This is a genomic window from Candidatus Allofournierella merdavium, assembly GCF_944382735.1.
In the GTDB taxonomy this organism is placed as follows: domain Bacteria; phylum Bacillota; class Clostridia; order Oscillospirales; family Ruminococcaceae; genus Allofournierella_A; species Allofournierella_A merdavium.
In genome coordinates this window covers 45,423-57,438 of sequence record NZ_CALWND010000014.1, presented here as the reverse complement: position 1 = coordinate 57,438, position 12,016 = coordinate 45,423, and the positions used below count along the sequence as shown (strand labels likewise).

Below are 12,016 nucleotides of genomic sequence, written 5' to 3'. Positions count from 1 at the left end.
GGGTCCGCCACCGTGGTGCCGGGGATGAACACGTCGGTGGTATCCGGCAGTTCGGCGCTCATCAGGCCGTGGCCGTATTCAAAATCCAGTTTCATTCGCGTTTCCTCCTCAAAGGTCGTTTTTGAAGGTGACGAACGGGCGCAGCGGCTCGCCGATGAGCGGCCGGCACCACTCCACAAAGGCCTCCGTCACATCGTTTCCCCGCGCGTTGATGTATTCGTCGGGCATGGTGCGCTCGGTGAGCATGACCCGCTCGATGGGGATGAGAATGGGCCGCACGGCGTACTCCGCGCCGGGCAGGCGCTCAAAGCCGACCATCACGCCGGTTTTTCCGTTTACGGCCGCTTTCACCGCCTCGGCGCCGGCCAGCACCGCCTCCTCCCGGTCCACCGAGGACTGGAAGGCGATGGAGGCACGCCCGCAGATGCCGGGTTTTTCGCTGCGGGCCTTGACGCCCAGCTTCTTGATGACCAGATTCGCCAGATGGGCGCTCACGTCGCCGTAGTAGGTAGCGCGGCCCACCTGAAAGACGGGCTCCACAACGGGCTTGCCGTCGGGGCCGGTGAGGCCTTCGCTGGCCACCACCACAACGCCGCCCTTTTTCTCCACCAGGACCTTCACATCCGCCAAAAACTCCTCCTCGATAAAGGGGCGCTCGGGCAGGTAGATGAGGTCGGGGCCGTCCCCGTTGCCGGACCGGGCCAGGGCGCTGGCGGCGGCGATCCAGCCGGCGTTGCGGCCCATGGCCTCCACCACGCTCACGTGGATGGGCAGGGCCCGCACGTCCTGGCTCACCTCGCTGACGGTGGCCGCGATGTACCGCGCGGCGCTGCCGAAGCCGGGGGCGTGGTCGGTGACGGCGATGTCGTTGTCGATGGTCTTGGGGATGCCCACCACCTGCACCTCCACGCCCAGCTCCCGGCAGGCGTTGTACACCTTGCCGCAGGCATCCATGCTGCCGTTGCCGCCGTTGAAGAACACATATTTGATGCCATGCTTATGGACGACCCGGGCGATGGCCCGGTAGTCCTCGGGCTCCAGGTGGTCCCGGCTGGTGCCGATGGCGGAGGCGGGGGTGAAGGGCAGCAGCTCCAGCCGCTCTTCGTCCACGGTCTTCATGTCCAGGAACCGTTCCCGGATGACCGCGCCGCTGCCGCCGATGGCGGCATAGATCTTGTCGATGCAGGCGTGTTTTTTCGCTTCTTTCACCGCGCCGTAAAGCGACGCGTTGATCACCGCCGTGGGCGCGCCGCCGTGGACCACCAGCATATTCGCCATTTCCGTTTCCTCCTTGTATGTTTGCTCAGGCCCTGCCCTCCGAGCCGGACAGTCGGATGATCTTCTTCACATCTTCGCACAGGGCATTGCTTGCATACTGGGAGAGCTTCCAGGAATGGCCCTGATGATCCAGTTCCCGCAGGGCTTCTTCGTAGTGCTGCACATACTTGTAGCGGATCTCGGTGCCAAAGTTGATCTTCGCCACCCCCAGGCCGATGGCCTCCTTCACGATGCTCTCGTCCATGCCGGTGCAGCCATGGAGCACCAGGGGAATGTCGGTGAATTTGCGCACCTCGCGCAGCACTTCCAGCTTGATATCCGGCTTGCCCTTGTAGTAGCCGTGAGCGTTGCCGATACCGATGGCCAGAGTGTCCGGGCTGCACAGCTCCAAAAAGCGGCGCACCTGCTCCGGGTCGGCCACATTCTTGTTCTCCTGCACAACGCCGTTGTCCAGCCGCTGCAATTCCCCTATCTCCGCCTCCACAGGCACGCCAAAGCACCTGGCAACGTTCACCACGCTCTGCGTGAGCGCCGCGTTCTCCTCAATGGGTTTGGTGGAGCCGTCGATCATCACGGAGGTGAATCCAAGGCGCAGCGCCTCCATGCAGATGGGAAAGCCATCCCCGTGATCCAAATGGATGGACACCGGCACCGACACCTTGTTCGCGCACCATTTCGCCACGTTCACGAACCAGTCGTTGCCGGAGAACGCGCCCGTGGAGACATAATGCGCCAGAATGACCGGAGAGTGCAGCTCCTCGGCTGCCTTGCAGATCGCCCAGATGATGTCGTAGTTGCCGCCCTGGGTGTTGATCGCCGGAATGGCATACCCTTCCCGACTGGCCTTTTTCAATTGCTCCAGATTGTTTGTCAGCATTGTGATCACTCCTTCAAATTATGGTGTCCGGTCGGTGTTCTGTACACTCGTGTGTATCTTGAGTATACCGTTTTGCAACGCCTTCGTCAAGGACTTTTCAGCATTTTGTTTGTCCATGTTGACGAAGAATCGCAAAACGGTATAATAATTATGTGGAATACTATGAGGAAAGGACGATTTTGCCGTGAGCCAGACCAGGAACACTCCCACGCGGAAGGATGTGGCGGCACGGGCCGGAGTATCCGAAACCGTGGTCTCCTATGTGCTGAACAACAATCGCTATGTGGCGCAGGACAAGCGTGAGCGGGTGCTGGCAGCTGTGCGGGAACTGCATTATCACCCCAATGCCGTGGCCCGCACCCTGAAAGGGAAAAAAAGCAATCACATCCTGTTCATCGCAGACAACATCTCCAACGAGCACTTTGGCAAGATCGTGGAGGAGATGGATAAACTCGCCTACGACAAGGGCTATCTCATCTCTCTTCTGGCCGACCGGAACGACGACGAGTTCGTGGCGCAGGTCAACAGCCGCCTTGTGGATGGGATCGTTATCAGCGCAACGGGATTTGACGAAAAATACGTACAGAGGCTCATCGACTCCGGTGTGCCGGTGGTGCTTTTGATGAACAGGGAGTATCCGAACATCGGCGACGAGGCAGGGCGGATCTACACCGGGCTGCACAAAGGGATCCGGGAGTGCGTGAAGCTGCTGGAAAGCAAGGGGCGGCGGCATCTGCTGTACATCGACCGCATCAGCCGGCATGGCCGTTTCAGCAAGATGGACGACCTGCGTTTCAGCAGCTTTTGCGCGCAGATGGAGGAGAGCGGCCTGCCCTTCACCGCCGACCGCTTCGTCACCGGCTGCACCAGTGAGCACGAGCTGTTCGACGCCGTGTGCGCGCGGCTCAACAGCGGCCTGGAAGTGGACGGCATCGTGGGCCGAAACGACAACATGGCCTGTGTGGCGATGCAAGCGGTGCAGGCCTGCGGCCGGCGCGTGCCGGAAGATATTTCGGTGATCGGCTTTGACAACTCCCGCATGAGCAGCTATGTCACCCCCGCGCTGACCAGCATGGAGATCGACCGTCCCGCCATCGCCCGTGCGATCATCACCATGCTTGACGAGATGATCGCCGGAGGCAAGGCCTCCACAAAATATTTCGACACGAAGCTGATCGAGCGAAAGACCACCTGACGCACAGGGCCTATCCCGCCGCCGCGAACGTTCCTTCTTGACAGAAAAATGGAAATATCATATAATTTTTGCAGAAGGCATACACTCGTGTTTATATTCTGTTTCACACAATAATTTGGCCACGAGGAGGAATTTCCTATGAAAAAAGCACTGAACGTTGGCTTTGCCGTGACTGTTTCGGGGCGCTGGCCCCGGGAACTGCCCGAAAAGCGGCTGCGGGAGTACGGCGATTGGGCGGAGAGCGACCTGCCCGGGACCAAACTCTTCCGTTTTTCTCGTCTTGTGTGCTCCCACGAGGATCTGGACGACTGCATCGCATATTTCACCGAGAACAAGGTGGACCTGATCCTGCTGGTGTACGGCGCGTTTACCGGCGACGATATCGCCTGCGGTCTGGCGGACGCCTGCCGTCGCCCCATCATTTTGTGGGCGCCCCGGGAAGAGCGCTGGGAGCGGCAGGACCGGCTGTACGCCAACGCCCTGTGCTGCGCCGCGATGAACGGCGCCAGCCTCACCCGGCTGCACGCGCCCCATCATGTTGTCTTCGGCGACAAAGAGGAAGAGCGGGTCGTCACCGAACTGCACAACCTGACCGCTGCGTACGCGGTGATCAAAAACCTGCAGGGCTTCACCTTCGGTCTGTTCGGCTATCGCCCCACCGCCTTTTACAACTGCGCCTTTGACGAGGTCGTGATCCGCCGCACCTTCGGCATCAACTTTGAAGAGACTGACCTGAAGGTGGTGTTCGACACCATGGCCCAGCTGCCCTGGAGCGAAGTGGAGGCGGAGATGGCCCGCATCAGCGGTACATGGGATATCAGCGCCCTGCCCGACGGGCATCTGGAAAACCACGCGCGCCTTTATCTCGCCCTGAAACAGCTGGCGCCTGCCCGCGGGTATGATTATTCCGCCATGAAATGCTGGCCGGAAATGGGCAACCTTCACTCCGCCCCCTGCGCGGTGCTGGGCCGCCTGGCGGACGAGGGCATCGGCATCTCCTGCGAGGGCGATGTGGACGCAGGCCTGGCAGCCATTGTGCAGAATATGCTCAGCGGCAAGCCCACGTTTGTGACCGATCTCATCAACATCGACGAGAAAGAGAACACCGTCACATTCTGGCACTGCGGCAACGCCGCGCCCAGCCTGCACGATACCTCCGACGGCGTCACCATGTGCAATCACCCGCTGGTCAATCAGGGCACCTCCTTCTGGTGCGCTTTGAAGCCCGGGCCTGTGACAGCCGCCCGCTTCACCAACATCGACGGGCAGTATCGCCTGTTCCTGCTGCGGGGCGAAGCGATCCCCACGGTGCGCAACACCCGCGGCTCGATGGTGAACGTCAAGATCAAGACCCCCGTGCTGCAGCTGGTGCAGGAGATCGCCGACAGCGGTATGAGCCACCATTACAGTGTTGTGTGGCAGGATGTGGCCGACAAGATGATCGCCATCGCCAAGCTGTTGAACATTCCCGTAGTGGAACTTTGACCCGCCATTATTGCCAAAAAGGGAACTCCCGGAGCCCCAGGGCTCCGGGAGTTCCCTTTTTATGCCTGATGACCGGTGCGATACTGCCCGGGCGTGATCCCCTCCGCGTTTTTGAATTTGCGCATGAAGTTTGTCAGGTCGTTGTAGCCCGCAGCCGCTGCAATCTCTTTGATCGGCGTGTCCGTTGATTCCAGCTGTTTTTTGATATACTGGAAACGCAGTTGGGTGAGATACGATAAAAAGGTGTGCCCCGTCTCCTCCTTAAATACCTTGCTGACATAGGTATAGGAAAGGTTGAAGTGGGTCGCCAGGGTCTCCAGCGTCAGCGCGTTGTCCCGGAAATTCGTCTGTACATAGTCGATCAACGCAAATTTTGCGCTCTTCTGAGACTCGGCGTTCTCGCTTTTGGCCTGCTCCGCCAGCCGCCGGAGGATCCCCTCGAGCTGCTGGGTCAGCGCGTCCTTCGACTCCCAGCTGGAAAGCTGTGCGATCTCCGCGTTGGAGAGGGGATGCCGGCTGGTAGCCGCGACCTTGATGATCATATTGATCAGATCAAAGTGCAGGCACTTGCGGATCAGCGGCGACGCGCCGATCTTGTCGATGCGCTCCACCACGTGCCTGATCGCATCGACGGCCACACCCGAATTTCCATTGCGTATGCTCTGTTCGATCAGCGCATATTCCGCATACGGATACTGGTACGACTGCTCATCCAGCTTTTCCGCCGTGGAGAAGATATGCGCTCCGCAAGGCAGCAGCGGCATGGCCTCGCTGATGGCCACAAGCGCCTCCACATAGGAATCGTCGATCTGAAAGGGCGATCCGTACACAAGCCCCATCCCGGCGGCGTAGCCGGCGATCCCCTGCTCCTTCAAGGCCGCGCAGATCTCGGCGGCGATCGCGTTCTGATCCTGCTCCGCCTGCCTGAAATTCAGGATCACCGCGAGGCGGTCGTCCTCCGGGATCTGGGCGGGATACATCGCCACGCAATCGTTTCGCAGCCGGTTGAGCGCTCCGATCGCATTGGTGATCGCGTCTTCACTGAGCGTCAGATCCTTCCAGTCGCAGACAAAAACGGCAAAATAGGGGTGGGCAAAATCCAGCCCCGCGCACCGAAGATTGTATGCCAGCACGGCCTCATCGTCGTTTTCTATGGTCCCTTTCACGAGCCTTCGCAGCACCATTTCCCGGATCAGCTGATTGCGGGCCCCCAGTTCCTCCGATACCGAGTCGATCCTCTCGTTGGCACGGTATACGCTGATGTAGTGGGAGTATGCCAGAAACATCGCCGCCGCAATGCTGAAAAGAAGCATCACACACACCAGCAGGCTGAGCAATCCAAATTTCTGCTCCGTGTTTTGGAAGAAGATCTCTTCCGGGATCAGGACGCCGTAGTTGTAGTCCGAATTTGCGGATCTTTCTCTCAAAAAGATGAACGGCTTTTCCGAAACGGCAAGGCGCATCACACCGCTGCCGGGGTTCTTTTCCAGCAGTTCCACCGCCTGTTCCGCTGTGTAGAGGGACGCGGCGCCGTTGAAAACGAGCTGGTGCCCGTCCGTCACCACCGCGCAGGCCTCCATCCGCGGAAAATACTGCTCCGCAACATCCTGAAAAAAGGCGTCGCGAAGCAGAAAGCACACCGTGGCTTCGGGCGCGTCGTCGATCTCGGGGATGGGACAGTACAGGGCCGTGCAGTACGCTTCCGACCCATCATAGGAGTCAAGCCCGATCAGCGTTTTTTCCTGAACGCTGTTCAGCATCAGGTAAAGATCGGCCCGTCCGAGCGCGGCCTCATAGTCGGAGCTCGCGATGAAATCGTTGTAGCTGAAAAACTTTTCGTTTGAGTAGATGTACTGTCCCCCGCGGAGATAGTACAGCATCGTCACGCCGCTCGGGAGATTGTTTTCGTAGGAGTGAAGGAGGCCAAAGATGCGGTTCGATGTGTACGTTGCGGGGTCAAATGAGGTGGTGTCCAGACTTGTGAGGCGATCGTTTCCGGACATATGAAGCGTCGTGGAATGGATCTTGGTCTCAAGATAATCTATGTTGGCCGCCATCTGCTGCAGCTGCCCGATGCCTCTGGACTGCGTTGCCGAGATCTGATTGCGGTAATCGAAAAAGAGAAGCAGCGTTGTGATGCACAGCACCGGCACACAAAACGCCGCCAGATAGCGAAGGAAATACCTTGTGCGCTTGGACGTATCCGCCACGTTCCATTCCCCCTATGCAGAATTTGTGCTCTATTTGCAGAATTTGCACCCGCGCGCAGCGGCGTAAAAAAGCCTTCTTTGAGAGCAGAAACCGCCTATTGCCCACAGGGAAGGCGGCGTGGTATGCTGTGAGTAACAAAACACGGATCGTTTGCAGCCGGCACGCAAATGGCGCTGTTTGAACACACGAGTGTACAGACCGTATTTTACAAACTTCGTTTTCTCTATTTTATCACGCCAAAAATTTTTGCACAAGAAGGAGGATCCAAGAATCACCATGAAAAAGAGACTTATCGCTGTGTTGCTCTCGCTGGCTCTCTCCGCCGGCATCCTGAGCGGTTGCGGGGCGAACACCCCCTCCGCATCCGAACCTTCCGCCGCAAACTCCTCCGGGCAGTCGTCGGAAGAACCCATCGAACTGGTCTTCTGGACCATGTGGGACGGCGGCGACGTGACCGTTGCCAGCAAGATCTTTGAGGAATACAACAGCACCCATCCGAATGTCCACATCGACTTCCAGCAGCAGGATTTCACCCAGTTCGCGACCAAGCTGAAAACCGGCATGATGAGCGGAGAGGGCCCCGATTTCGCCATTTCCTACATCGGCGGTTTCGTCACGGGACTGCAGGCGGACGGTATGCTGGTGCCCATCAGCAGCGAGGCCGAGCGCCTTGGCGTGGACATTGATTTTGGCGGCTACACCCCCGCAGCGATGCAGGCCGCCGAGGTGGATGGAGAGTACTACGCTGTTCCCTGCGACAATCTGATCCGGGTCCTGATGTACAACAAGCGCTTGCTGGCGGACACCGGCCTTCTGAACGAGGACGGTTCCCTGAAGCTGGAGCCCGGCTATGACAACTTCATGTCCATGCTCCAGACCGCCGCCGACAAGACCGGGATCGCCGATCCCCTGGCGCTGACCATGCGTCCTCCTCAGCTGGTGCTCGGCTGGCTGACCATGTACGAGCAGCTTGGCGGACACGATTTTGTAGACCTTGAGACCCGCACCGTCAACTTTGACGAGGCGCTGGCCGTTGAAGCGCTGACCAAGTATCAGAAGATCTACGCGGACTATGTTCTGGAGAACCTGACTCCCCCGGCCGATCTGGATATGTTCAAAGCCGGCCAGGTCCCGTTCTACATCGACGGCTCCTGGAACGTCTCTGCCGCCGCGGACGCGCTGGGCGACGATTTTGGCGTGACCACCTTCCCTCAGCTGGGGGTCAAGAACGCTCTTGTGACCACGAACCACGCTTTTATCATCCCCCAGAAAAACGACATGAGCGACGCCAAGACCAAAGCCATCCTGGAATTCATCAAATGGTGGGGCGACAACAACTACAAATGGGCCGAGGCCGGTCATCTGCCCGCCTATGTGCCCTCTACGCAGACCGAGGAATTTGCCAATATGCCCTGGCCCAAGTACTATGAATCCACGCTGGACGTGGCGGTCCCGATCTACACCATCCCCAACGCCAATCTGCACCAGATCGCCGAAGTCACCGATCCGATCCAGAAAGGGATGCTCGGCACCATCACTCCCGAGGAAGCCGTCGCACAGGTTCGCGATAATCTGAACCAGCTTCTGCCGAATCTCTGATCTGCAACTAAACAATCTTGGGCGGGAGCAACATCTCATCGTATGTTGCTCCCGCTTTTTGAAAGAGGGCGATATCATGCTTCACACCTCCCCCACCCGAACGCGCCGCTCCGCGCCGCGGGACACCTTCGCCGGCTATGCCTTTCTCCTTCCGTTTCTCGCGGTCTATGCGGTATTCAGTCTTTACCCGATGATCCAGGGGTTCATCATCAGTTTTTTCAAGTGGAACATCACCGGCGCAAAGGTTTTCATTGGATTTGACAACTACCTCCGCCTGTTTCGCGATCCCGTTTTCTGGAAAGCGCTCACCAACACCCTTCTGTATGTGCTGATCTCGACGCCGATCTTCATGTTGGGCGCGCTGGTCCTGGCCCTCATCGTGGACAGCAAGCTGCTGCTGGGCCGCACCTTTGTGCGTTCCACCTTTTTCCTGCCGAACATCCTGGCCGTCTCCATTACGGCTGTGATCTGGCTGAACCTTCTCCAGCCCTACACCGGCCTCCTGAACGCGGGCCTGCACGCGATCGGGATCAAGCAGGAGATTTTCTGGCTGACCAGCGAGGCCCTGGTCTGGCCCTCCATCGTGATGGTGACTTTCTGGTGGAACACCGGATACTATATGCTGATTTATCTGGCGGGTCTTCAGGAGATCCCCGCCGAGCAGTACGAAGCGGCGGCCATCGACGGCGCCACCGGTCTGCAGCGGATCATGCGGATCACCATCCCTTGCCTCAAGCGCACTCACCTGCTGGTGCTGTTTTTGCAGGCGATCGCATCCTTCAAGATCTTCGGCCAGGTCTTCCTGATCACGAGCGGCGGCCCGGCGGGCGCGAGCCGCACGCTGTTGCAGTATGTGTACGAGACCGGTTTCACGACCTTCCAAATCGGTCAGGCCTCCGCCGCGTCCTTTGTACTTTTGCTCGTCATTCTATCCGTATCCATCGTCCAGCTCAAGATCATGAATCGGCAGGAGGCGTAACAGGATGCAAAAAAAGACGGGGTTCCTCCCCAAATTGTTTGTCAACGCGGCAGCGTATGGTCTGTGCCTGCTGTGGCTTATCCCGATCGTGTGGATGGCGGTGGTAACTTTCAAGCCGGAAAGCGTCGACACGACAAAGATCCGCAATTGGTTTGTGCCCCCGTTCACGATGGAGAACATCGAAGCGGTGCTGCATCATCCGCAGGCGGACGTTTTCCGCTGGATCTTGAACAGCACGATCATTGCCACGATCACCACCGTCTGTGTGCTTTTGATCTGCACGCTCGCGGCCTTTGCCTTCTCACAGATCCGCTTTGCCGGAAAAACCGCTGTCTTTCTTCTGGTGATGATCGGCATGATGATCCCCCGTGAGGCGACGCTCATTCCGCTTTACACCCAGTTTCAGAGCATCGGGCTGCTGAACACCCGCTTCTCGCTGATCGTTCCCGCCATTGCCACCCCCTTTGCCGTCATCATTCTGAAAAGCTTCTTCGACGGTCTGCCCTCCGCCCTCTTCGAGGCGGCGAAGATCGACGGGTGCGGCTGGCTGCGGATATGCTTCGGCATCGCGGCTCCTCTTTCCAAATCGGCGCTGTCCTCCCTGGCCATTCTGATCTTCATGCAAAGCTGGAACGACTTTTTGTGGCCGTTCATCTCCATCACCGAGCCGGATCTTGTGACGATCCCCGTTGGTCTGCCGGTATTCCGTTCCCAGTATCTCACCGGCATGGGCCTTACAATGGCCGCGGGCGCCCTGCTTGCCTTTCCCATCATCATCGTTTTCATCATCTTCCAAAAATACATTGTGAAGGGCGTGGCCTCCGCCGGCATCAAAGGATGAGCGCTTCCGCGCCCGTGTTCCGGGGGCCGGGCACCATCGACCCGACCGGAAGAGCTCTTTGCAGACCGGCGCCGCAAATTTTCAGAACACAAGGACCGCCGCCCCGGCCGGGGCGGCGGTCCTTGTGCGTCGTCGCGCACCGGGTGGCCATTCAATCGTCCGTAATGACGGGGCTCTTCCCTTCCGCCTCCTGGATCCACGTCAAAAGCTTCAGGCGCAGCTGCTGTTTCACCTCGGCATAGGCCGGATCGTCGATCAGGTTGTTCAGCTCGTAGGGGTCCTGTTTCAGATCGTACAAAAAATCGTCCGCATAGACCGGCGAGTCCGCCGCTTCGCAGCCGTTCAGCCCCGGCGCGTAGACGGAATAGGCATAGTCCGGCGTGCGGATCGCCCGGCCCACACGGCTCTCCGAGATCTGCGCGAAGGCCTCGTTGCGCCGGTGGGGGCACTTACCCTGCACCACGTCCGCCAGGTCTTCGCCGATCATAGCGTCGCCCACCCGCACGCCCGCCAGACCCAGTATGGTCTTGGGCAGGCTGGCGGTGCTGACGATGTCTTTGAAGCAGCCTTTGCCCCTGAACGGCCCGCCGGCGATCACAAAGGGGACGCGCAGGCAGGCGTCGTGCATGGAGCGCTTGTAGTCGTCCGCACCGTTCAGATGCTTGTCCCGGTTGCGGGTCTTGAAGTGGCTGCCGTGGTCGGAAACAAAGAGGATGACGGTATTCTCATACAGTCCCTCCTTCTTGAGCCGCGCGATCATCCTGCCCAGATTTTCGTCCAGCGAAGCCACCTGCCCCAGGTAGTCCGGGTATTCCTCCCGGTAGTCGCCCCCAAGAGCTTCCAGGTCCTTCGGCGGCTGGTAGTCTTTATATTTCTCTTTGGACCCGATCGGGCCTTCGTAATGCCCGCGGTCGTTCTGATGATGGGGCTCGATGTGAGAGACCGTCATGAAAAACGGCTTTTTGCCGTCGTACTGATCGAAGAACTCCAGGGCCATGTCGGTGATGCAATCCGCCCGGTAGCCCTTGAAATCGATGCGGCGGTCGTTCTCGTCAAAGACATAGCCGTCGTAGCCGTGGCTGGTGAATTCCAGCACGTCCGACACCCGCCAGAAGCCGGTGTAGCCGCCCCGCAGTTCTCTGGGAACGGCCGTGCGGGAATGGTCGATCACCGACGGCTTGCCGATCTCCCCCTCGCTGGCCAGGTGCCATTTGCCGATGTAGGCGGTCTCATATCCCGCCTCCTCCATGTATTCGCCCAATGGTTTCACCCGGGTGGGAAGCATGATCTTGTTGCGGAAACAACCGGTTTCGGTGGGCCATTTTCCGCTTTGAAACAGGGCACGGCAAGGCCCGCACACCGGCTGGGCCGTGAAGGCGTGCTCGAACATCGTCCCCTCCCGGGCCAGCCCGTCCAGGTGCGGCGTCAGCGGAAGGCTCTGCCCGTAACAGCCGCAGGTATCCGCTCGCTGCTGATCGGTGAAATACAGCAGGATGTTCTGCTTCATGGCGATCTCTCCTCTCATAAAATCATAAAAAGGCTGCCGCAGAA

General features: G+C 59.1%; 9 protein-coding genes. 5 read left to right on the top strand and 4 right to left on the bottom strand.

Features of this window, described 5'->3' with window-relative positions; genetic code table 11:
- Window positions 1–108 precede the first annotated feature (108 nt).
- Both ACH2A7_RS11420 and ACH2A7_RS11415 read right to left on the bottom strand, forming a co-directional pair.
- On the bottom strand, window positions 109–1,278 hold the full coding sequence (locus ACH2A7_RS11420) for a diphosphate--fructose-6-phosphate 1-phosphotransferase (protein WP_394962060.1): 1,170 nt from the start codon (window positions 1,276–1,278) through the stop codon (window positions 109–111).
- Window positions 1,279–1,303: 25 nt separating this feature from the next.
- Window positions 1,304–2,155: a ketose-bisphosphate aldolase gene (locus ACH2A7_RS11415; RefSeq protein ID WP_394962059.1), complete on the bottom strand. Its 852-nt coding sequence runs from the start codon at window positions 2,153–2,155 to the stop codon at window positions 1,304–1,306.
- A gap of 184 nt (window positions 2,156–2,339) precedes the next feature.
- On the opposite strand from ACH2A7_RS11415, the gene ACH2A7_RS11410 reads away from it, so the two are divergent.
- Both ACH2A7_RS11410 and ACH2A7_RS11405 read left to right on the top strand, forming a co-directional pair.
- On the top strand, window positions 2,340–3,350 hold the full coding sequence (locus ACH2A7_RS11410) for a LacI family DNA-binding transcriptional regulator (RefSeq protein WP_394962058.1): 1,011 nt from the start codon (window positions 2,340–2,342) through the stop codon (window positions 3,348–3,350).
- 138 nt (window positions 3,351–3,488) lie between these two features.
- Complete coding sequence (locus ACH2A7_RS11405) at window positions 3,489–4,835, top strand: fucose isomerase (protein ID WP_394962057.1); 1,347 nt, start codon at window positions 3,489–3,491, stop codon at window positions 4,833–4,835.
- A gap of 59 nt (window positions 4,836–4,894) precedes the next feature.
- Here the strand turns inward: ACH2A7_RS11405 and ACH2A7_RS11400 are convergent, their stop codons facing one another.
- Window positions 4,895–7,045 carry a helix-turn-helix domain-containing protein gene (locus ACH2A7_RS11400; RefSeq protein ID WP_394962056.1) on the bottom strand — a complete coding sequence of 717 codons (2,151 nt, stop codon included), beginning with the start codon at window positions 7,043–7,045 and terminating at the stop codon, window positions 4,895–4,897.
- A 277-nt stretch (window positions 7,046–7,322) separates the two neighbouring features.
- On the opposite strand from ACH2A7_RS11400, the gene ACH2A7_RS11395 reads away from it, so the two are divergent.
- From ACH2A7_RS11395 to ACH2A7_RS11385, 3 genes are all read left to right on the top strand, one after another.
- Window positions 7,323–8,645, top strand: a complete 1,323-nt coding sequence (locus tag ACH2A7_RS11395; RefSeq protein WP_394962055.1) for an extracellular solute-binding protein — start codon at window positions 7,323–7,325, stop codon at window positions 8,643–8,645.
- A gap of 76 nt (window positions 8,646–8,721) precedes the next feature.
- Window positions 8,722–9,624: a carbohydrate ABC transporter permease gene (locus ACH2A7_RS11390; RefSeq protein WP_394962054.1), complete on the top strand. Its 903-nt coding sequence runs from the start codon at window positions 8,722–8,724 to the stop codon at window positions 9,622–9,624.
- Between the two features lie 4 nt (window positions 9,625–9,628).
- The gene (locus tag ACH2A7_RS11385) at window positions 9,629–10,465 is read left to right on the top strand and encodes a carbohydrate ABC transporter permease (RefSeq protein WP_394962053.1); all 837 of its coding nucleotides are present in this window, start codon (window positions 9,629–9,631) and stop codon (window positions 10,463–10,465) included.
- A gap of 151 nt (window positions 10,466–10,616) precedes the next feature.
- Here the strand turns inward: ACH2A7_RS11385 and ACH2A7_RS11380 are convergent, their stop codons facing one another.
- Window positions 10,617–11,972, bottom strand: a complete 1,356-nt coding sequence (locus ACH2A7_RS11380) for a sulfatase-like hydrolase/transferase (protein WP_394962052.1) — start codon at window positions 11,970–11,972, stop codon at window positions 10,617–10,619.
- Between the last annotated feature and the right edge of the window lie 44 nt (window positions 11,973–12,016).

Bases quoted from the DNA above. Each gene is read 5' to 3' on its own strand.
- ACH2A7_RS11420 (WP_394962060.1), bottom strand. From the start codon at position 1,278: ATGGCGAATATGCTGGTGGTCCACGGCGGCGCGCCCACGGCGGTGATC.
- ACH2A7_RS11415 (WP_394962059.1), bottom strand. From the start codon at position 2,155: ATGCTGACAAACAATCTGGAGCAATTGAAAAAGGCCAGTCGGGAAGGG.
- ACH2A7_RS11405 (WP_394962057.1), top strand. From the start codon at position 3,489: ATGAAAAAAGCACTGAACGTTGGCTTTGCCGTGACTGTTTCGGGGCGC.
- ACH2A7_RS11395 (WP_394962055.1), top strand. From the start codon at position 7,323: ATGAAAAAGAGACTTATCGCTGTGTTGCTCTCGCTGGCTCTCTCCGCC.
- ACH2A7_RS11390 (WP_394962054.1), top strand. From the start codon at position 8,722: ATGCTTCACACCTCCCCCACCCGAACGCGCCGCTCCGCGCCGCGGGAC.
- ACH2A7_RS11385 (WP_394962053.1), top strand. From the start codon at position 9,629: ATGCAAAAAAAGACGGGGTTCCTCCCCAAATTGTTTGTCAACGCGGCA.
- ACH2A7_RS11380 (WP_394962052.1), bottom strand. From the start codon at position 11,972: ATGAAGCAGAACATCCTGCTGTATTTCACCGATCAGCAGCGAGCGGAT.